Raw genomic sequence first — 20,212 nt, 5'->3', positions numbered from 1 at the left:
GCGGCCGAACAGTCAGCCGAGATAGTCGGCCAGACCGCGATAGCAGGTTGCCAAGTGATAAGGCGTGGTCGACGGCATGTCCTGACGGCTCACCTCACCCTTCTCGTCGCGACACTCATACCAGCCGCGTGCATGCAGTGAGCGCTGATGCAGCGCCTGCAGTTGGCGCAACACCGAGGTCTCGCTGTCCGGGCGTAGCGTCAGTGCGCGCAAGTATTCAGCCTGAGCCCAGATTCGCTGAGTTGCATCCCGTGGGGGGCCGTCAGGTTCGAGGTCCAGCATCGCCCGCACGGCGCCAGTATGTGGGTCGACGCCCAACTGCTCGGTGTACGAAAACGCGCGCTCCAGCGACGCATGCAGTGTCGAATCGCGCAGCAGTGGCGAAGACTCCAGCAGGAAATACCACTCGAACTGATGCCCCGGTTCAAACCAGTTATCCACAGCCCCTAGCGGTTTTTCCATCAGCACCCCGTGTTGCGGATCGATAAAGCGCTTCTGCATGGCTGTGCATAACTCGACGAGCGCGCCTTCTACCGCGAGGTCTTCGTGAACCGACAGCGTGGCGAGGAAGGCTTCAGCCAGGTGCATCAAAGGATTCTGCAGTGGCCCGGACTTCAGCGACGACCAGTCACGCTCAAGGCTCGCTTCGTACAGGCCGTCGCCCGTGGCGAAACGCTGCGCGATCACTTCCAGTGCAGCGTTGAGCACTGATTCCACCCGCGGTTCGCGCACCTTGTCCCAGTAATGAGCACAGGCGAACAGGATGAACGCATGGGTGTAGAGATCTTTGCGTTGATCCAGCGGCGCACCCTGCGGGTCGATGCTGTAGAACCAGCCACCGTGCTCGGCGTCGTGGAAGTGCTGCTGCAAGGAGCGGAATAATGCCGCGGCGCGCGCCTCGGCGGCTGGCACCTGGCCAATCAGGCTGGAAAACACGTACAGCTGCCGCGCGCAGGCCATGGCCCGGTAGCGTTGCGGCGGCAATGGTTGATGCTGGGCGTCCAGCGCCTCGTAGGGCAACGCCATTTGCGCATTCCAGCCGGGGCCCTGCCAGAGTGGCACGATCACGTCCTGGAAGTGCTGTTGCACCGAGGCAAACAGCGCGGTCAATTTTGGCTGGGAGGCGGAGCGGGAAACAGGCGGCATTGGCTGGCGTCGTCACGGCAGGGGCGATTGCGCGACATGTTATCAGGCCTGAGAGATGTGGTGTTTGTCAGGCCGCCTTCGCGAGCAGGCTCGCTCCCACAGTGGACCTCTGTACTCAGGACCAATGTGGGAGCGAGCCTGCTCGCGAAGAGGCCATCACTGACGGTAAAAATCTCCCACAGTGGACCTGTGTACGCAGGACTAATGTGGGAGCGAGCCTGCTCGCGAAGAGGCCATCACTGGCGATAAAGATCTCAACCCGCCAACAACCAGACCCCAGTCGCCGCCGAGGCCGCACCGGCCAGTCGCACTAAAGGCGCCGCTGCCTGAGGCAACACCCGCACCACGGCATAACCCAATCCATGCAAGGCCGCCGTCGCTGCGACAAAACCCGCCGCATACATCCAGGGATTCGACATGTCCGGCAACTCCAGGCCATGCGCCACGCCATGGAACAGCGCAAACAGCGCCGTGGCACCGATCGCCACGCTAATCGGCGGACGCACCGCCACCGCCACCGCCAAGCCCAGCGCCAATACCGACGCTGCAATTCCGCTTTCCAACGCCGGCAGGTTCAACCCCTCAAATCCCAGCAAACCGCCGATCAGCAGGGTCCCAACGAAGGTGCACGGCAGGGCCCAGCGCGCTGCGCCTTTCTGTTGCGCCGCCCACAAACCGACGGCGACCATCGCCAACAAGTGATCGAGGCCGCCGAGCGGGTGGCTGATGCCGGCGATCAAGCCGTTGTCGCCATGGCCCGGGTGGGCGAAGGCGATGGCTGGGGTCAGCAGTAGCGCCAGGGTGCCCAGGATGCGTTTCAGTGTCATGGATAAGCTTCCTTGTTGATAGTCGTGATCAGGCGGCGGTCAACAGGCCCTGGCGCTCGATGAAGGCGATGATTGCTTCCAGGCCGAGGCCGGTTTTCTGGTTGCTGAAGACAAACGGCTTGCCGTTGCGCATGCGTGTGGTGTCGCTGTCCATCAGCTCCAGCGAGGCACCGACCAATGGCGCGAGGTCGACCTTGTTGATCACCAGCAGGTCGGACTTGCAGATTCCCGGCCCACCCTTGCGCGGCAGCTTGTCGCCCGCCGAAACGTCGATCACGTAAATGGTCAGGTCGGACAGTTCCGGGCTGAAGGTTGCGGACAGGTTATCGCCACCGGACTCCACCAGAATCAGGTCCAGCCCCGGAAAGCGGCGGTTCAGTTGGTCCACGGCTTCGAGGTTGATCGAGGCGTCTTCGCGGATGGCCGTGTGCGGGCAGCCGCCGGTTTCCACACCGATGATCCGCTCCGGCGCCAAGGCTTCGTTGCGCACCAGAAAGTCGGCGTCTTCGCGGGTATAGATGTCGTTGGTGACCACCGCAAGGTTGTAACGGTCGCGCAGGGCCAGGCACAGCGCCAGGGTCAGGGCGGTTTTGCCGGAACCGACCGGGCCGCCGATGCCGACGCGCAGAGGTTGTGTGTTCATATGATTCTCCAAAATAATAGGCCCTAGGAACGGAACAGGCGGCTGTACTGGCGCTCATGGGCCATGCACGCCAGGGACAGGCCGAAAGTGGCGCTGCCATTGTGTTCGGGGTTGATTCGGGTGGCGTTCTGCTGAGCTTGCTGGAGTTGCGGTAACAGTTCGCTGGTCAAGCGTTGCGCGGCTTGCTGGCCCAGCGGCAGAGTTTTCATCAACACCGCCAATTGGTTTTCCAGCCAGCTCCAAAGCCATGCGGCCAGCGCGTCCTGGGGACTGATGTGCCACGCACGAGCGGCCAGCGCCCAACCGAGGGCCAGGTGCGGCTCGGGGCATTGTTCGAGGAAGGCGCGGGCCGGCGCGTCGAGCTCCGGCAAGCCGTTGAGCAATTGCTGCAGCGAATAACCCATCTGCCGGCTCTCCTGATGCAACTCGCGTGTTTCGCGGCTGGCGCGGTGTTCTTCGCAGCGTTGCAGCAACTCGCCCCAGTTTTCCTCTGCCGCCGCCACGCAATGGGCAAGCAGCTGTGGCGCTTCGAAGCGCGCCAGATTCAGCAATAGCTGGTCGCTGATCCAGCGTTTTGCGCTATCGGCATTGTTGACGCGGCCGTTATCCACAGCCATTTCCAGGCCCTGGGAATAGCTGTAGCCACCAATCGGCAACTGCGGACTGGCCAGACGCAGCAGCGCCCAGGCTGGATTCATAAACGCACGCCAAACTGATGCAGTTTCGGCGCGTAGTTGAAGTCTTCGTCGCCGTGCCGCGAATGGTGATGGCCGCCGCCATAGGCGCCGTGTTCGGGCTGGAATGGGGCTTCAATGTTCTCGACCTTGGCACCCAGTTGTTCGAGCATGGCCTTGAGCACGTAATCGTCGAGCAGGCGCAGCCAGCCATCACCGATTTGCAGGGCCACGTGGCGATTACCCAGGTGATAGGCGGCGCGGGTCAGTTCGAAGGCATTGGCGCAGGTGACGTGCAGCAGTTGTTCGGGGCGGGCGCAGACACGGACGACCCGGCCGTCTTCACCCTGCAGGCATTCGCCGTCATACAGCGGTGGTTGGCCGCGCTCCAAAAACAACCCGACGTCTTCGCCTTCGGCACTGAAACAGCGCAAGCGACTTTTGCTCCGCGCTTCGAAGGTCAGGTGCAACTCGGCGGCCCAGACGGGTTTAGGGTCGATTCTGCGATGAATCACCAGCATTGGACGGCTTCCAGCAATGGACAGTAGTCAGGCTAGAGCAAGGGGCTTGCCAATCGGGTGAAGTGTAGGAAATGGCTGTCGGATCTGAGCGCGTATTTCGGGATATTGTGGATTTTTGGATCGATTTGGTGCGGGAGATTGGATGGCGCACCAAATTGCAGCGAGGTCGATGTTTCATGTGGGAGCGGGCTTGCTCGCGAAAGCGGTCTTGCAGACACATAGATGCCGGATGTGCCGCCGCCTTCGCGAGCAAGCCCGCTCCCACAGTGGTTATTCGGTGCTGCCGAGACCTTGCCAGTGCTTAAGCCCGATAAAGATAAAGCGCAACTGCTGGGTAATCTTCGCCTGAGGCGTCAGATGCTCCGGCAATGCCTCTGCGGGGGGATCGATAATGTCCGGCAACGTTGCGAACACGCTTTTGACAATCAGATCAGCTATGACGCTCAGGCCGGCGATGTCCAGGTGTTGCAGTTTCGGCATCAGCGACAGGTCGGCCGCGAGGTCCGAGCTGATGTCTTCGCGCAATCGGCCGATGGCCTGGCGAACGGGCAGCGAACCGCCGTACTGCTCACGGGCCAGAAACAGAAATTGCGAGCGATTGGCCGAAACCACGTCGAGAAAGATTCGCACCGAGGCATCGATGATGCCGCCCATAACGAATTCGTTGTGGCGCACCAGGCGGATGGTTTCACGGAAGGTCTGACCGACTTCGCTCACCAACACCAGGCCCAGTTCATCCATATCGGCGAAATGCCGGTAGAAACCGGTCGGCACGATCCCGGCGGTTTTCGCGACTTCGCGCAGGCTCAGGCTGCCGAATCCTCGGCCGCATTCCATCAAGTGGCGGGCAGCGTCCATCAGGGCGTTACGGGTCTGTTGTTTCTGTTCGGCGCGGGGCAGCATCGCAAGAGTGATTTCTGGACAGGACAGCGGCGCACTCTAGCAAATCGGCTTTGCCGGCGTCGAACGACTATTGGGGATCAGGCGGGGAAGAGCGGCCTATATAAAGCGCAAATCTCTAAAAATCAAAAGCCCAATCCGGGGATTGGGCTTTTTTTCAGGGCGGCCATGGCCTTAGCTCACAGCGCTGTTGCGTTCGATTACACGGTCACCACCACCTTCAGCAAGGGTTTGGCCTTGTGGAGTGCGGTCGGAACCGTCGGCGGCAAGGGTTTGGCCTTGTGGAGTGCGGTCGGAACCGTCAGCGGCAAGGGTTTGGCCTTGTGGAGTGCGGTCGGAACCGTCGGCGGCAAGGGTTTGGCCTTGTGGAGTGCGGTCGGAACCGTCGGCGGCAAGGGTTTGGCCTTGTGGAGTGCGGTCGGAACCGTCGGCGGCCAGGGTTTGACCTTGTGGAGTGCGATCCGAGCCGTCGGCAGCCAGGGTTTGACCTTGTGGGGTACGGTCATAGCCGTCTTGAGTGATCAGGCCTTTTTCTTTCAGGCGATCGTTACCACCTTCGGCAAGTGTCTGGCCCTGTGGCGTGCGATCCGAACCATCGGCGGCGACAGTTTGGCTGAACACCGCGTGGGTGGATTTCACTTGCGGAGTTGCCTGGTCTGCAGCTGGCAGGGCAAAAGCAGTGCTGGCTAGCATCGAGAGGGTAAGGCTAAGCAGTAATTGGCGTTTCATGATTGGGTGCTCCGTAGGAGGGCGATAAAGTGGGTACGAAGCTAATGCTACTCTCGATAAGTCGATATAAAAGTTCATAAACGCAATGGTAATAATCAACGGAATTGATTGTTCCGCGAAAAGGCTCTAGTTCGGGTGTTTCCGGCGGACATTTTTGCCCTGTGGTGGGTATTTTCGACTCACTTTTGCCTCGCAAAAGTGCGGGCGCAGTAACGTTGGATTAAGGGGAAATCCAGTGTCCGACCGACTATTTGCTGACCAATCGGTCTTTCGATTAAACCTGCGGGCTGTTTTCCAGTCGTAGGTTCCATGGCAGGCCGTTTCTGGCCTAACGTTTCACACGTGCGTCGCAGTCAGGGCGCTCAGTCGTATCTGGAGCTCTGTGCAATGACGCGCACTCGTAAACTTGCTTGGAAAAAAATAGCCGCCTGGACCTTCGCCAGCCTTATTGTCCTGCTGGCCGTACTGGTTCTGATCATCGTGTTCTTCGATTGGAACCGGATCAAACCGTCCCTCAATGCCAAAGTGTCCGAAGAGTTGCACCGCCCGTTTGCCATCAACGGCAACCTGGCGGTGGTCTGGCAGCGCGAACTCGACGAGGGGGGCTGGCGGGCTTGGGTGCCGTGGCCGCATGTGGTGGCGGAAGATCTGAGCCTGGGCAACCCGGATTGGTCGAAAAAACCGCTGATGGTCACCCTCAAGCGCGTCGCGTTGCGGATCTCGCCCCTGGCCTTGCTGGCGCAGCGCGTAGTGATCCCGCGTATTGATCTCACCGAACCCAATGCTGATCTGCAACGTCTGGCCGACGGCCGCGCCAACTGGACGTTCAAATTCGATCCCAAGGACCCGAACGCCGAACCTTCCAAGTGGGTGGTCGACATCGGTGCGATCGGCTTCGACAAGGGGCACGTCACGCTCGACGACCAGAGCCTGAAGACTCAGCTCGACTTGATTGTCGATCCGCTGGGCAAGCCGATTCCGTTCAGTGAGATCGTCGGCGACAAAGCAGCGAAAACCGCGCTGGAGAAGGGCGCTGCGCCCCAGGACTACGCGTTCGCGTTGAAGGTCAAAGGCCAATACCACGACCAGAAACTCGCGGGCGAAGGAAAAATCGGTGGCCTGCTGGCGTTGCAGGACGCCGCTAGGCCGTTTCCGCTCCAGGCTCAGGTGACGATCGCCGACACCCGTGTCGAACTGGCCGGTACCCTGACCGATCCGCTGAACCTCGGCGCGTTGGACTTGCAGCTGAAACTGGCCGGCACCAGCCTCGGTAATCTCTATCCGCTGATCGGCGTAACCCTGCCGGATACCCCGCCTTACGCCACGGACGGTCACTTGATTGCCAAGCTGCACGAGGCGGGTGGCGCGGTATTCCGCTATGAGGAGTTCAACGGCAAGATCGGCCAGAGCGACATCCATGGGAGCCTGGCCTACGTTGCCAGCCAGCCACGGCCGAAACTCAGCGGCTCGCTGGTCTCCAATCAATTGCTGTTTGCCGACCTGGCGCCATTGATCGGCGCCGACTCGAATGCCAAGCAAAAAGCGCGTGGCGGTGAAAGCAAGCAGCCGGCGGACAAGGTGTTGCCGGTCGAGGAATTCAAAACCGAACGCTGGCGCGATATGGACGCCGACATCGAGTTCACCGGCAAGCGCATCGTCCACAGCGAAAAGCTGCCGTTCAATGACCTTTATACCCACGTGGTGCTCACCGATGGCGTGCTCAGTCTCGAACCCCTGCGTTTTGGCGTGGCGGGCGGCAAGCTCGATGCGCAGATTCGCCTGAACGGTCATACCGATCCTTTGGAAGGGAAGGCCAAACTCACCGCGCGCGGCTTCAAACTCAAACAGTTGTTCCCGACCTTTGAACCGATGAAAACCAGTTTCGGCGAGCTCAATGGCGATGCCGATATCACCGGTCGCGGTAACTCGGTGGCCAAACTGTTGGGCAGTGCCAATGGCAATCTGAAGATGCTGATCAATGATGGCGCCATCAGCCGTGAGTTGATGGAGCTGGCTGGGCTCAACGTCGGCAACTACGTGGTCGGCAGGATCTTTGGCGACAAGGAAGTGAAGATCAATTGCGCCGCCGCCGACTTCGATATCAAGACTGGGCTGGCGACCACACGCTTGTTCGTCTTCGATACCGAGAACGCAATCGTTTATATCGATGGCACGGCGAACATGGCCACCGAACAGCTGAACCTGACGATCACTCCGGACTCCAAAGGCTGGCGGCTGATCTCGTTGCGTTCGCCGCTATATGTGCGAGGCAAGTTCATCAAGCCGGATGCGGGGGTGAAAACGGTGCCACTGATGTTGCGCGGAGCGGGGATGGTGGCATTGGGCGTGATTGCCGCACCCGCCGCGGGGTTGCTGGCGCTGGTCGCGCCGAGCGGTGGCGAGCCGAATCAGTGTGCGCCGTTGCTGGAACAGATGAAGGCGGGCAAGGCGCCAGTGACTGTTAAACCCACCCGATAAAAGGCAGATCAAAAGATCGCAGCCTGCGGCAGCTCCTACAGGGGATCGCATTCTCAATGTAGGAGCTGCCGCAGGCTGCGATCTTTTGCTTTAAAGCTTTAGAGAACTTTCAGGATGTCTTCGAAGATGCGTCGGGTGGTCGGGCTGAAGTAGGGCGGCTGTCATAGACTGGTCGTGGAGTTGTCATCTTCGATGGCGATGCTTGGCGGATGTTTTGCATTCATTGCGCCTTGCGTCACCTCACCGATCACAAGGATGTTCAGCCATGTCGCAAGGTTCTGCCACGCGTTACCCGCTGGTGTTGGTCCCGGGCACGCTCGGGTTTATCCGTCTGGTGCTTTATCCGTACTGGTACGGGATCGTGGAGGCATTGCGCCGGGGGGGTGCAACGGTGATTGCGGTGCAGGTGTCGCCGATCAACTCATCGCAGGTGCGCGGCGAGCAATTGCTGGTGCGCATTGACGAGATCCTGCGGGAAACCGGTGCCGAGAAGGTCAACCTGATCGGCCACAGCCAAGGCTCGCTGACGGCCCGCTACGCCGCCGCCAAACGCCCGGATCGGGTGGCTTCGGTCACCTCGGTGGCAGGGCCCAATCATGGCTCTGAATTGGCGGACTATCTGGAGAAACACTACCCGTCGGACCGCATGAAGGGCCGACTGCTGGCGTTTTTACTGCGGGTGATCGGCGCGTTGATGTGCCTGCTGGATACCGGCTATCGCGGGCCGAAACTACCGGTGGATATTCACGCTTGTCATGAATCCCTGACGACGGCGGGCGTTACGCTGTTCAACCAGCGTTATCCACAGGGCCTGCCGGACACCTGGGGCGGGCACGGGCCGGAAGAGGTCAATGGCGTGCGTTATTACTCGTGGTCCGGAACGTTACAGCCAGGCAAGACTGATCGCGGGCGCAATCTGTTTGACGGGACGAATCGCAGTTGCCGGTTGTTTGCCAGGACCTTCGTGCGCGAAGTCGGGCATTGCGACGGGATGGTCGGGCGTTATAGCTCGCACCTGGGGACGGTGATTGGCGATGAGTATCCGCTGGATCACTTCGACATCGTCAACCAGTCGCTGGGGTTGGTGGGGAAGGGGGCGGAGCCGATACGGTTGTTTGTCGAGCATGCGGCGCGGCTAAAAGCGGCGGGTGTATAAGATCAAAAGATCGCAGCCTGCGGCAGCTCTTACATTTTGAACGCATTCCCCTGTAGGAGCTGCCGCAGGCTGCGATCTTTTTCAATCAGGCGACGCTAATCTTACGACCTAAAACCGTGGTCCACCGCTCCGAAACAATCACCCCACCCAACGTCAACACCCCGCCCACCAGGTGATACATCGCCAACTGCTCATGGAGCACCACCGCCGCAATCAGCGCCGTAATCAACGGCAGCAGATTGAAAAACAGCGTGGTCCGGCTCGGCCCCAGACGCACCACGGCTTGCATCCAGGCCAGCGGTGCCAGCATCGACGCCAACAAGCACGCGTAAAGCACCAGCGGAATATTCTGCAGCGTCGGGCCCGTTTTCGGTGAGGCGGCAAACAGCGGAAACAGCACCACCACCGCCACCAGTACCTGCAAATAAAGCAACACCAGCGGCGGCAATCGCAGCTGCCATTTTTTCAACAGTGTGCTGTAAATCGCATAGGCCAAGGTGGCGATCAGCATCATCGCGTCCCCCAGGTTCACCCCGTGTGCCAGCAACGCGCCCAGGCTGCCGGACGACACCACGACCAGCACGCCGGCAAACGACAGCACCGCACCGGCCAATGCCCCAGCCGTCAGGCGCTGGCCAAGGCTGACAATCGCCATCGCCAGTGACATCAATGGCATCAGCGACAAAATGATCCCCATGTTGGTGGCCGACGTCAGCGTCGCGGCGAAGTACGCCAGGCTTTGATAGACGGCCATGCCGAGCACGCCAAGGATGAAAATCCTGCCCAGGTTCGGGCGGATCAACGGCCAGTGGGCGATCACCGGTTTGAGCATGAACGGCGTGAACAGGATCCCGGCGAGCAGCCAGCGATAGAAACCGATCTCGGCGGGGAAAATAGCGCCGACGGCCAGCTTGTTGATGACGGTGTTGCCCGCCCAAATGAAAATGGCCAGCAGGGGGTAAGCGTATTGCATCAGGAGAAAACCAGAACGTTAATGAGGGGCAATTATCCGCCTGTCTGTATCAAAGCCTATACTTCGATCCGGACAACTCGCATCTGGTGACGGACAGCATGAACAGCAAACACATCGACCTGCTGCACTTCAGCGAATTGCCTGCTCCGGTGTACTTCCGTTATGCCGACTTCGACACCCACGAATACGCCTCGGCCCACCGTCACCCTTGGGGCACCCTCGAGTATTCGGCCAGCGGTGTCTTGCACATGGAAATTGGCAGCCGTCGCTTCATGTCTCCGCCCCAGTACGCCGTGTGGGTGCCGCCGCATATCGAGCACAGTTTCTACAGCAATCAACCGATCAACTACCGTGCGGTCTGCCTCGCGCCTGCGCTATGTCGCGACTTGCCACAGCAGGCCTGCACCCTGGCGATCAGCGATATCCTCAAGGCGATCCTCAAGGACTTCGCCGCCCGCGACGTAAAGATTCCCGAGCACGAGGCCGACATTCGTCTGGCCCAGGTGCTGGTGGATCAGCTGCAGCAAGCGCCGGAGCATGAATGTTATTTGCCTTACGCCAGCAGCCCCGGCTTGCTCGGGATACTCGAAGCTTTGCAGGCCGAGCCAGGGGATAACCGGCCTCTGGCGCACTGGGCCGAGCAAATCCATGTCAGCGAACGCACCTTGGCGCGGCAGTTCGGGCGTGAGTTGGGCATGAGCTTCGGCGAGTGGCGGCAGCGTTTGCGGTTTCTGGCAGCGATTGAAGCGCTGGGCAGTCAGCGCAGCATCCAGGAGATTGCCTTCGACATGGGTTACAGCACTGGCTCGGCGTTTATCGCCATGTTTCAACGCCAGGCCGGGTGCACGCCGGAGCAGTATCGGCGACAACGAGTCGCTTGATCGGTGGGTATAGGACATCTCTTACAAGCTAATCAGAAACGCACTTCATTAAGCCGATAATGATCGCTGTACGCTCCTGCAAAAGTTGTTTTTAACGCACTTAGGCAGGCAATCATTTATGCGTCATATCCCAGAACAAAGTATTCATCACGACTTTATTAAAAGTGCTATTCCCGCGTGGTTTACCCACGCGGCGCCACAACGAGTTCGCGCACTTAAAGACACACTCTCAAGTATCCCTGCGTGGGCTAAAACGGCCTCGGCCATTGAGCATGCGGCCCTGAAACTCGCCACCGAGGCGAGTTGGCGTTCACAAAACGATGTCGATCGAATGCTGCGTGAAGTGCAAGACGCTTACGCGTTTGCCCAACCGTTGCTGAGTCAGGCATTAAAAGATCAATACGGCATTGAGGTTGATGTCAGGGAAACATTTCTGAAGTTGTATTCTCCGGTCAAATTGTCCCCGTGGGTGCTGAACGTTATGGGGGGAGTCAGTAGTCGAACCGTCTCTTTACTGGATGCGGCACTGCATAATTTCGCCATCGATGAGGTACTTCTCCCTGATTCGCAATTCATTACCCGGCCCGACGAACGCGGTCAGTTCGAGATCAACACTCTCCGCACTCAAATGAGCATCGAGCAGTTCAAGACGCTGTGTCGCGAACTGGATATCGGCGCGCGTTATTCGCGCTACCTTGAGGACTACTTGCGCCCCGCTGATGGTCTGGCACAGGGGGTACTGCAGAGCACAATCGTCAAAAGCCAACAAACGACCTTGAACGCGGCCGCTCATTTAGCGCTGATGAAAGGCGACCTTTTGAGCGATGGGTTTCTGGTTGTTCAAGGCATGCTCAACGACGTTAAGGGGCTGAAGCTGGATGGCATTCCCGTTCGTTACCACCACCTGACGATGCTGGACACGCGCCTGAAAGGCATCGTACTGATCGCGCCTGATCTGGACGCGCCCTATAGCGGAACCCGGCGTGTCATCGCCTATGTTCCGCACGATCCTGAGCACCCGTTAAAACAATATCCATCACTGGTGGCGTTCTCCCGCGAGTTGATACGCCAGCTGCGCGGTACTGATCAGGGGGTATCGGGTCTGCGCTATCAGCAGTTCTTCAGCCGGTTTGTCGATCATCAGCAACGGGGGCATTTTTTTGCGACGCTCAACCAACGATTGGCGCAAATCGATAACCCTCGCGTTCACTTTGGCGTGACGGGGTTTGAGAGTGACACCGAGCATCGCTTCAGGGGCGATCTATGGGTTTATCTCTATCAGCAGCAGCAAAACAAACTACTCAACGACGCACGGGCGTTGGTGATCTCCACGGCGGATGCCGACAGCGCGGAACGTTGGGCCTGGGTCGCCAATCTGCAAAAAATCCTGTCGGATATCTTCAACGTCGCCCTGTTGGTTGTAACGCCATTCGTGCCCGGACTTGGGGAAGTCATGATGGTGTACATGGTTTATCAGTTGGTCAGTGAAGTCGTCGAGGGCGTCGTGGATCTGGCGGAGGGGGTGTACCTGGAAGCCGCCGAGCACTTGATCGGTTTCACCGAAAGCCTGATTCAGTTGGGGCTATTTGCCGGCGGCATGCAAATCGTTGGTGGCACGCTGGTGCCCAAGCTGTCGTCCTTCATCGAAGGGACACAACCGGTTACCTTGAGCGACGGCAGTCAACGCCTGTGGGGCCAGGACCTCGAGCCCTACGTGCAAACCAACCTGGGTTTGTCTGCCGATTCGAAAGCCGATTCGGCAGGGTTGCATCAGCATGCCGGTCAACCGGTACTGCGCGTCGATACGCGTCACTTCAAACTCAGGAAAGACCCGCAAACCAACCAGCATCGTGTCCAACATCCGGCGCGGCCGCAGGCCTATGAGCCGGTGGTTAACAGCAACGGTGACGGCGCGTTCGTGATTGAAGGCGAGCAACCGCATGCGTGGGACGACAACACACTAATGGCACGGCTTGGGCCGTCATTGAGGGGATTGTCTGACGCCTACGGTGACATTCGCACGGTCAGCAGAACCGACACCTACGCGATACGCCGAATGTATGCCGACAATGAACGGCCCTTGCCGTCGCTCAGCGATACGGCGATCCGGTTCAGGATCGATCGCGACATTCAAACCTTCATTGAGCAGATTGGCAGCGACCATCCTCAGGACTATTTGCAAGCCGACCCGGTTCTGCAATTTCAATTGCTCGATGGCGTGTGGACCGGTCGGGGCATGGCGCTTGTCGGTGCCAATGGCGAAGTCCTTCAGGTCATTGGTGATGCGAAGGCGCCACCCATGCGGATCGACCCGAAACAGTTGATCGACGGCGACCTGATGAAAACCTTGTTATCGCATCTGGATAACGATGAAACCAAAGCATTGATGAACGTTGAGTTCGGTGAGCCGGTGTCCGCTCCCGACGTGAATGCGAGGCGGATGAGAACCGGGCTGGCGCGGTTGGCCCGGCGCAAGAGAACGTCGTTGTTCAGCGCTGGGTATGCCAGTGCCGAGGCCGCCAGGTATTCCGCGAGTGGCGACGTGCGGAGGCTCCAGGCAAAAGTCCCGGGCCTGCCGGGTGCCGTCGCACAGGAGTTGCTGTCGATCGCCGCGCCCGCGGAGTTGCAGGCGATAAAGCGTGGGCAATGGCCGCCGAGACTCGAAAACCTTGCGCGCTGGGCGCTTCAGGACGTCAGAATCTGTCGGGCCTATGAAGGGCTGTATCTGGACTCGGTGGACAACCCCGATACGCGCCGGCTGGCGCTGCACTCGCTGGAGAATCTGCCCGGATGGAATCCCGATGTACGGATTGATGTCGTGCGCTTCGACTACCGTGGCCGACTGCTGGACAGCATCGGCCGCAGCGATGCGCCGATTCGCCGCACAATTGTCGAGCGTGAAGACCTGACGTTTCAATCTCACGATGATGAAGGCAACGCGTTGCACTCTGGTGCCGACTTTTACGCTTCGATCTTGCAAGCCCTTCCGGATGCCGAGCGCATCGGCCTGAACATTCATATCGGCGAAGGGCCGACGTTGAAACTGGCCGTGCGTGAACACGCGTTGAAGCCTTATCGGCTGTTGCGGGTATTGTCCGATCTTCCGGTCCTTGAGCCCCTTACGTTTGACCCTCAGGTGATGCGCCTTCGCGGCGGTGCCCCGACCGCTGGAGATGAAGTGGCCGAATTGCTGCACCTCGAAACACTCTATCCAGAGTTGGTGGCCGGCGCGTTTCATCCTTCGGTCTCGCGATACGAAAAATTCGACTATTTACGGGGACTGAAGTTAATGCACCAGTCCTGTCCCGACGCGTACTTCGACGCACTCTGGCAAGCACTGAACAACGCCAATGCGGCTGGCGACGCACAAGCCAATGTGAGTGCGGTACACAGCATCGAAGCCTTGCCCGACCTGGAAAAGCTGATGTTGCCCGAGCAGTTCGAAGCGCTGGTCGAGCGCCTGTTTACCGCGGACGGCCTGATACCGCTGACGGAGTCCGAGCTGAATCTGGGGATCAATGCGCGCAATCTGGAGCGGACCGGTCGCCTGGATGAATACCGGTCACTGTCACGCAACGTGAGAGAGAACACCGCGCAGGCCAGTGAACCTTTGGCCGATCTGCGCAGTTACAGCGAGACGCTCTTCACTGACGTTGTAACGTCAGCCGAGCCTGTCGAAGTGTCACCCAAAATCATGGCCGACCTGCAATTGGCCCAGCGTGCGATCTATCGGGCCAAGGAGCTTATTCCCCTGTCCGGTAACCAATTGCCGAGTATCTGGGAAAACGGTGGCTCGGCGATCGCGAAGATCAAAGGGCTCAGGGAGCTGAACCTGGAGGAGGGCGGGTTCACCGCCAAACTCACCATCGCTGAAGCGGCGCGCAAAGCCATTGCTATCAAGGGGGGTAACTGTTCGGAAAACTCGAAGGTGACGTTTTCGATACTCGCCAGCCAGCCCAGAACGTCCAAAATCCATATCGTCAGGGCCACCCGATTTGACCATCAATACGTGGTGATCGGGGATGACTTGCTCAATCCCGAACAACTGGTTGTCGCCGATTCCTGGCCCGAGTTTCCCTCCGCACACCTGGCCAGCAATGGCTACTTCCAGTTCGAACTGCCAGCGGTGGCGACGCTGGAACCTGGTCCTGCCGTTGCCACTTATTCGTTTATAAACGATGTGCCGCCGGGCCAGGCGGCATTGCCTGACGTGGCCGAGGCAAACACCTACCGGCAGATAAAAATAAACAAACTGTACCAATCCGGTGCCTATGCCCAATTCACCTCATTGAAAGCATTGGGCAGTACCTACAGCGTGCCTGGCGGTACGCCGGTGTCGTTCGAGCGTTTGCCCGCTTCCGTTATTAATCGGCGAATCAATGCCTATTACGGCTATCGCGAAGCCTTCAAAGCACTTTTAGAAACAAGCGCAGACATTGAGTAGGGTTTAAGCCCCCACGGCGGCGTAACAAGCTTTGTCTACACTCCAGAATGACGTCGCGTCCATCGGCGCGGCAACAAGGAGAAAACTCCATGAAGATGTTGCGTGTCCCTTTGTTGATGATCGGTTTGTTGCTCTGCGCCCACGGCTTTGCCGCCACTGACCAACAGAACAAGATGACCACCTGCAATGCCGACGCTACCGCGAAAAGCCTCAAGGGCGATGAGCGCAAAACATTCATGAGCACCTGCCTGAAAGCGGCGCCGGCAGCCGAAGCCGCCAAACCCATGACCCCCCAGCAAGAAAAGATGAAAACCTGCAACGCCACCGCCACCACCCAGGCTTTGAAGGGCGATGCGCGCAAAGCGTTCATGAGTGATTGTCTGAAGAAAAAATAAATCAAAAGATCGCAGCCTGCGGCAGCTCCTGCATGAGACCGCGATCCCTGTAGGAGCTGCCGCAGGCTGCGATCTTTTGCCGGTGATCCGCTCGCTTCGCCGCCGGAACGCTGGCAGACTGCCAATCCTTTCACGCCGTTCGTTTTGAGGCTGTATGCCAACGTTTTCTCAACGCCACGTTTTGCTGCTGATCAGTTGGGTCATCATTTTTGGTGGTTTGCTGCTAGTGATCCCACTGCGTTTGCTGCCTAGCCTGCTCGCGGGTTTGCTGGTGTTCGAACTGGTCAACATGCTCACCCCGCAATTGCAACGGCTGATCGAAGGCCGGCGTGCGCGGTGGCTGGCAGTGGCGTTGCTGGGGACGTTCGTGGTGAGTGTACTGGCACTGATCTTTGCCGGCGCCATCAGCTTTCTGTTGCACGAAGCGGAAAATCCCGGCGCTTCTCTCGACAAATTCATGGGCGTCGTTGATCGCGCGCGCGGGCAGCTGCCGCCGTTCATCGACGCCTACCTGCCAGCCAGCGCCGCTGAGTTTCGTGTAGCGATCGGCGAGTGGATGACCAAACACCTCAGCGACTTACAGCTCGTCGGCAAAGACGCGGCGCACATGTTCGTGACGCTGCTGATCGGCATGGTGCTGGGCGCGATCATTGCCTTGCAGCTCGTGCCGGATGTGACCAAGCGCAAGCCTCTGGCCGCCGCGTTGTTTGATCGTCTGCACCTGTTGGTCCAGGCGTTTCGTAACATCGTGTTTGCGCAGATCAAGATTTCCTTGCTCAACACCTTCTTCACCGCGATCTTCCTCGCGCTGATCCTGCCGATGTTCGGCATCAAGCTGCCGCTGACCAAAACCCTGATCGTGCTGACCTTTCTGCTCGGCTTGCTGCCGGTGATTGGCAACCTGATGTCCAACACCCTGATCACCATCGTCGGTCTGTCGCTGTCAATCTGGGTCGCGTTGGCGGCGCTGGGCTATCTGATCTTTATCCACAAGCTCGAATACTTCCTCAACGCACGCATCGTCGGCGGGCAGATCAGTGCCAAGTCGTGGGAGTTGCTGCTGGCAATGCTGGTGTTCGAGGCCGCGTTCGGCCTGCCGGGCGTGGTGGCGGGGCCGATTTACTACGCGTATTTGAAGAGTGAGTTGAAGCTGCTGGGGATGGTTTGATCCAAGAGATGTATTGCCTGGACTGACCCCTTCGCGAGCAGGCTCGCTCCCACATTAGTACTGTGAACACAGGTCAATTGTGTGAGCGAGCCTGCTCGCGAAGGGGGCGACTCGGTTCCAGGTCAGTCCATCGTGCCGTAGCGCTTCATGGCTTCAATCGCCAACCCGCTGCCGATGCTGCCGAAAATGTTCCCTTCCACGTGCCGCGCATTCGGCAACATTGCCGAAACGCTGTTGCGCAACGCCGGAATCCCGCTCGACCCGCCGGTGAAGAACACGGTATCGACCTGATCGACTCGCACATTGGCGTCGTTCAGCATTAGGGTCACGCTGTTGCGCACGCGCTCCAGCAAGTTGTCGATGGCCGATTCGAACAGCGCACGGCTCAGTTCCACGCTCAAGCCCGGCTCAATGCGGTCCAGCGGCACATGGCGGCTGTCGGCGTGGGTCAGCTGGATCTTGGTTTCTTCTACTTCCATGGCCAGCCAGTGCCCGGCGCGCTGATCGATCAGCTTGAACAAACGGTCAATGCCGCCGGTGTCTTCAATGTCATAACGCATGCTACCCAGCGCCAGGGTCGACTTCTGCGAGTACACCGAGTTGATCGTGTGCCAGGTCGCCAGGTTCATGTGGTGGCTGGTCGGCATGTAGGCGCCGCTCTTCATCCGGCTGCCGTAACCGAACAGAGGCATCAGGCCTTGCAGGCTGAGCTGCTTGTCGAAATCGGTCCCGCCGATATGCACGCCACCGGTGGCGAGAATGTCGTCGTGACGGTTGTCATGGGTTCGGCGTTCCGGTGACAGACGCACCAGCGAGAAGTCGGACGTACCACCGCCGATGTCGACGATCAGCACCAGCTCTTCTTTTTCGATCGTCGACTCATAGTCGAATGCCGCCGCAATCGGTTCGTACTGGAACGAAACATCCTTGAAGCCAATGGCGCGGGCCACGTCGACCAAGGTGTTTTCCGCTTCCTGGTCAGCCATTTCGTCATCGTCGACGAAGAACACCGGACGACCCAGCACCACTTCCTCGAACTCCCGACCGGCGGCAGTCTCGGCGCGCTTCTTCAGCTGACCGATGAACAGCCCGAGCAGGTCCTTGAACGGCATTGCCGTGCCGAGAACGCTGGTGTCGTGCTTGATCAGCTTGGAGCCCAGCAGGCTCTTGAGCGAACGCATCAGCCGGCCTTCGTAACCTTCCAGGTACTCGTGCAGCGCCAGACGGCCATACACTGGGCGGCGTTCTTCCATGTTGAAGAAGACCACCGACGGCAGGGTGATCTTGTCGTCCTCCAGCGCGATCAGCGTTTCCACGCCGGGACGCAGCCAGCCGACGGTGGAGTTGGACGTGCCGAAGTCGATACCGCAGGCACGGGCTGGAGATGCGTTTTTCATGTCTTTCGAGTTCCGGTTAAAAAACGGCCGCGCAGTGTATGTCAGTGCGGCGAATATTCGAAGGCCGACTATCCGCTAAATCTCAGCGATTAGCGCCTTGAAAGACTATCCTTTGCCCCAAACTTGTCTGCATTGGGTCTGGTAGCCACCGGGCGGTCGCAAGAACCGTCCACCGCTGCCGATAAACTTCTGATGCGCCGCCCGGTCACACACCTTGAGATCGGTCAACCCTGCGGCTGCCAATGAGCGCATGCTGCCGGTGACGGCGCGATATCGATAACGGATGGTGATTCCCTCGATGGACTTCAAAGACTATTACAAGATTCTCGGTGTGGAGCCGACAGCGGACGATAAGGCCATTAAGGCCGCTTATCGCAAGCTGGCGCGCAAATACCACCCTGACGTCAGCAAGGAAAAGGACGCCGAGGCCAAGTTCAAGGATGCCTCGGAGGCTTATGAAGCGCTGAAAAGCGCCGACAAGCGCGCCGAGTACGACGACTTGCGCAAATACGGCCAGCACGGCCAACCGTTCCAGGGGCCGCCAGGTTGGCAGGGTCGTGGTGCTGGCGGTTTCGGCGGTGGTCAGGACTCGGGTGATTTTTCGGACTTCTTCAGTTCGATCTTTGGCAACCGTGGGCCTGGTTTTGGTGGTGGAGAGTCGCGTCGCAGTGCCGGACGTCGAGGGCAAGACGTGGAAATGGAACTTGGGATCTTTCTGGAAGAAACCCTCTCGAACGAATCGAAGAAGGTCACCTTCCAGGTGCCGCAGTACAACGCTGCCGGCCAGCACGTCAGCAATACCAGCAAAAGCCTGAACGTGAAGATCCCGGCCGGTGTGGCCGACGGCGAGCGCATCCGCCTCAAGGGCCAGGGGGCTCCCGGTATCGGTGGCGGCGCCAATGGCGACTTGTTCCTGATCATTCGCTTTGCGCCACATCCGAAGTTCGACGTCGAAGGCGAGAACCTGATCATCACGCTGCCGCTGGCACCGTGGGAATTGGCGTTGGGCACCGAAGTGGCCGTGCCTACACTGACAGGCAAGATCAATCTCAAGGTGCCGGCCGGCAGCCAGAATGGCCAGCGCATGCGCGCCAAGGGTCACGGCCTGCTGAACAAGGCTGGCGAGCGTGGCTACTTGTTCGTGCAGTTGAAGGCTGTGATGCCCAAAACCTCGAGCGATGAGGTCAAGGCGTTGTGGCAGGAACTGGCGAAGAAAGCTGCGTTCGACCCGAGAGAAAACTTCTGATCCGAGAGACGGAGTAGCCCATCATGAGCACCCCCCTGATCGTTCAACTGGACATGGCAGAATTCTGTGAGGCGACCGACCTGTCGGACGTCTACGTGATCGAAATCGTCGAGCACGGCATCCTCGAACCTCAGGGCACGGTGCCCAAGGATTGGCGGTTCACCGATTACGAACTGGTATTGGCCAAGCGCGCCGCCAAGTTGCGGCGCGACCTGGAGCTGGAGTGGGAAGGTGTTGCCCTGGCGCTGGATTTGCTTGAAGAGGTTCAGCAGCTAAGGGCGGAGAACCGGATGCTCAGGCAGCGGTTGGGGCGGTTGGTGGTGGAGTAGGGCGATGGTAATTTCACGAGTGCCATCACGTTGCGCTCGTACTATTCGCCTCCCCTGATACGGTGGAGATTTTCCAGCGTTATTCGTTCTACTCCATCACGACCAATTTCAACGCCATTCGAAAGGACTCTTACAGTGGGGCGAGAAGGGGGGGCTCGTTCAGTCTGACTCGTTGCGCACCTCTCCGATCGATGGTAACTGGCCATTCTGCAGTGACCACTGGCTTAGTATCCCGGTTTACGGGTGGACCAGGACGTGAGGCACTTGCTGACCCCTGCGTTGAGCTAAATCCAGTGGTGGGTTGA

The 20,212-nt window shown here is 59.2% G+C and carries 17 protein-coding genes; 8 read left to right on the top strand and 9 right to left on the bottom strand.

Annotation, left to right across the window (positions count from 1 at the left end; genetic code table 11):
• Positions 1-12: 12 nt before the first annotated feature.
• The 7 genes from JFU37_RS09835 to JFU37_RS09805 form a co-directional block, all read right to left on the bottom strand.
• Positions 13-1,146, bottom strand: coding sequence for an AGE family epimerase/isomerase (locus JFU37_RS09835; RefSeq protein ID WP_201115112.1), 1,134 nt, complete (start codon positions 1,144-1,146; stop codon positions 13-15).
• Positions 1,147-1,400: 254 nt separating this feature from the next.
• A complete protein-coding gene (locus tag JFU37_RS09830) occupies positions 1,401-1,973 on the bottom strand; it encodes a HupE/UreJ family protein (protein WP_201115111.1) in 573 nt (190 codons plus the stop codon).
• Positions 1,974-2,001: 28 nt separating this feature from the next.
• Positions 2,002-2,616 (bottom strand): urease accessory protein UreG, encoded by a 615-nt coding sequence (ureG, locus tag JFU37_RS09825; protein ID WP_010464137.1) that lies wholly within the window; start codon positions 2,614-2,616, stop codon positions 2,002-2,004.
• 23 nt (positions 2,617-2,639) lie between these two features.
• Complete coding sequence (locus JFU37_RS09820) at positions 2,640-3,314, bottom strand: urease accessory protein UreF (RefSeq protein ID WP_201115110.1); 675 nt, start codon at positions 3,312-3,314, stop codon at positions 2,640-2,642.
• Complete coding sequence (ureE, locus tag JFU37_RS09815; protein ID WP_201115109.1) at positions 3,311-3,811, bottom strand: urease accessory protein UreE; 501 nt, start codon at positions 3,809-3,811, stop codon at positions 3,311-3,313. The genes JFU37_RS09820 and ureE overlap by 4 nt, the downstream gene beginning before the upstream one ends.
• A 270-nt stretch (positions 3,812-4,081) precedes the next feature.
• Positions 4,082-4,714, bottom strand: a complete 633-nt coding sequence (locus tag JFU37_RS09810; protein WP_201115108.1) for a TetR family transcriptional regulator — start codon at positions 4,712-4,714, stop codon at positions 4,082-4,084.
• A gap of 171 nt (positions 4,715-4,885) precedes the next feature.
• Positions 4,886-5,440, bottom strand: a complete 555-nt coding sequence (locus JFU37_RS09805) for a hypothetical protein (RefSeq protein ID WP_201115107.1) — start codon at positions 5,438-5,440, stop codon at positions 4,886-4,888.
• A gap of 387 nt (positions 5,441-5,827) precedes the next feature.
• On the opposite strand from JFU37_RS09805, the gene JFU37_RS09800 reads away from it, so the two are divergent.
• Both JFU37_RS09800 and JFU37_RS09795 read left to right on the top strand, forming a co-directional pair.
• A complete protein-coding gene (locus tag JFU37_RS09800; RefSeq protein ID WP_201115106.1) occupies positions 5,828-7,918 on the top strand; it encodes an AsmA family protein in 2,091 nt (696 codons plus the stop codon).
• A gap of 265 nt (positions 7,919-8,183) precedes the next feature.
• Entirely contained in the window at positions 8,184-9,074 is an 891-nt protein-coding gene (locus JFU37_RS09795; RefSeq protein WP_201115105.1) for an esterase/lipase family protein, read from the top strand.
• 85 nt (positions 9,075-9,159) lie between these two features.
• Here JFU37_RS09795 and JFU37_RS09790 read toward each other — a convergent pair whose 3' ends face one another.
• Positions 9,160-10,047, bottom strand: coding sequence for a DMT family transporter (locus JFU37_RS09790; RefSeq protein ID WP_201115104.1), 888 nt, complete (start codon positions 10,045-10,047; stop codon positions 9,160-9,162).
• A 98-nt stretch (positions 10,048-10,145) separates the two neighbouring features.
• Between JFU37_RS09790 and JFU37_RS09785 the strand changes: the two genes are divergently transcribed.
• The 4 genes from JFU37_RS09785 (at position 10,146) to JFU37_RS09770 (ending at position 16,935) form a co-directional block, all read left to right on the top strand.
• Positions 10,146-10,928: an AraC family transcriptional regulator gene (locus JFU37_RS09785; protein ID WP_201115103.1), complete on the top strand. Its 783-nt coding sequence runs from the start codon at positions 10,146-10,148 to the stop codon at positions 10,926-10,928.
• Between the two features lie 118 nt (positions 10,929-11,046).
• Positions 11,047-15,372 carry a dermonecrotic toxin domain-containing protein gene (locus JFU37_RS09780; protein ID WP_207201409.1) on the top strand — a complete coding sequence of 1,442 codons (4,326 nt, stop codon included), beginning with the start codon at positions 11,047-11,049 and terminating at the stop codon, positions 15,370-15,372.
• 89 nt (positions 15,373-15,461) lie between these two features.
• Positions 15,462-15,767 carry a PsiF family protein gene (locus tag JFU37_RS09775; protein ID WP_201115102.1) on the top strand — a complete coding sequence of 102 codons (306 nt, stop codon included), beginning with the start codon at positions 15,462-15,464 and terminating at the stop codon, positions 15,765-15,767.
• A gap of 154 nt (positions 15,768-15,921) precedes the next feature.
• Positions 15,922-16,935: an AI-2E family transporter gene (locus JFU37_RS09770; protein ID WP_201115101.1), complete on the top strand. Its 1,014-nt coding sequence runs from the start codon at positions 15,922-15,924 to the stop codon at positions 16,933-16,935.
• A gap of 122 nt (positions 16,936-17,057) precedes the next feature.
• Here the strand turns inward: JFU37_RS09770 and JFU37_RS09765 are convergent, their stop codons facing one another.
• A complete protein-coding gene (locus tag JFU37_RS09765; protein WP_201115100.1) occupies positions 17,058-18,332 on the bottom strand; it encodes an Hsp70 family protein in 1,275 nt (424 codons plus the stop codon).
• Between the two features lie 298 nt (positions 18,333-18,630).
• On the opposite strand from JFU37_RS09765, the gene JFU37_RS09760 reads away from it, so the two are divergent.
• Positions 18,631-19,578: a DnaJ C-terminal domain-containing protein gene (locus JFU37_RS09760; protein WP_201115099.1), complete on the top strand. Its 948-nt coding sequence runs from the start codon at positions 18,631-18,633 to the stop codon at positions 19,576-19,578.
• 23 nt (positions 19,579-19,601) lie between these two features.
• A complete protein-coding gene (locus JFU37_RS09755) occupies positions 19,602-19,907 on the top strand; it encodes a chaperone modulator CbpM (RefSeq protein ID WP_201115098.1) in 306 nt (101 codons plus the stop codon).
• Positions 19,908-20,212: the final 305 nt, after the last annotated feature.

The sequence above is a fragment of the Pseudomonas sp. TH41 genome (assembly GCF_016650695.1).
In the GTDB taxonomy this organism is placed as follows: Bacteria; Pseudomonadota; Gammaproteobacteria; order Pseudomonadales; family Pseudomonadaceae; genus Aquipseudomonas.
Note: the sequence above shows the minus strand (reverse complement) of the source record. Positions and strands in the feature narration are given on the sequence as shown.

Bases quoted from the DNA above. Each gene is read 5' to 3' on its own strand.
- JFU37_RS09790 (WP_201115104.1), bottom strand. From the start codon at position 10,047: ATGCAATACGCTTACCCCCTGCTGGCCATTTTCATTTGGGCGGGCAAC.
- JFU37_RS09820 (WP_201115110.1), bottom strand. From the start codon at position 3,314: ATGAATCCAGCCTGGGCGCTGCTGCGTCTGGCCAGTCCGCAGTTGCCG.
- JFU37_RS09760 (WP_201115099.1), top strand. From the start codon at position 18,631: ATGGACTTCAAAGACTATTACAAGATTCTCGGTGTGGAGCCGACAGCG.
- JFU37_RS09830 (WP_201115111.1), bottom strand. From the start codon at position 1,973: ATGACACTGAAACGCATCCTGGGCACCCTGGCGCTACTGCTGACCCCA.
- JFU37_RS09775 (WP_201115102.1), top strand. From the start codon at position 15,462: ATGAAGATGTTGCGTGTCCCTTTGTTGATGATCGGTTTGTTGCTCTGC.
- JFU37_RS09785 (WP_201115103.1), top strand. From the start codon at position 10,146: ATGAACAGCAAACACATCGACCTGCTGCACTTCAGCGAATTGCCTGCT.
- JFU37_RS09800 (WP_201115106.1), top strand. From the start codon at position 5,828: ATGACGCGCACTCGTAAACTTGCTTGGAAAAAAATAGCCGCCTGGACC.
- JFU37_RS09770 (WP_201115101.1), top strand. From the start codon at position 15,922: ATGCCAACGTTTTCTCAACGCCACGTTTTGCTGCTGATCAGTTGGGTC.
- JFU37_RS09795 (WP_201115105.1), top strand. From the start codon at position 8,184: ATGTCGCAAGGTTCTGCCACGCGTTACCCGCTGGTGTTGGTCCCGGGC.
- JFU37_RS09755 (WP_201115098.1), top strand. From the start codon at position 19,602: ATGAGCACCCCCCTGATCGTTCAACTGGACATGGCAGAATTCTGTGAG.
- JFU37_RS09780 (WP_207201409.1), top strand. From the start codon at position 11,047: ATGCGTCATATCCCAGAACAAAGTATTCATCACGACTTTATTAAAAGT.
- ureE (WP_201115109.1), bottom strand. From the start codon at position 3,811: ATGCTGGTGATTCATCGCAGAATCGACCCTAAACCCGTCTGGGCCGCC.
- JFU37_RS09805 (WP_201115107.1), bottom strand. From the start codon at position 5,440: ATGAAACGCCAATTACTGCTTAGCCTTACCCTCTCGATGCTAGCCAGC.
- JFU37_RS09835 (WP_201115112.1), bottom strand. From the start codon at position 1,146: ATGCCGCCTGTTTCCCGCTCCGCCTCCCAGCCAAAATTGACCGCGCTG.
- JFU37_RS09810 (WP_201115108.1), bottom strand. From the start codon at position 4,714: ATGCTGCCCCGCGCCGAACAGAAACAACAGACCCGTAACGCCCTGATG.
- JFU37_RS09765 (WP_201115100.1), bottom strand. From the start codon at position 18,332: ATGAAAAACGCATCTCCAGCCCGTGCCTGCGGTATCGACTTCGGCACG.
- ureG (WP_010464137.1), bottom strand. From the start codon at position 2,616: ATGAACACACAACCTCTGCGCGTCGGCATCGGCGGCCCGGTCGGTTCC.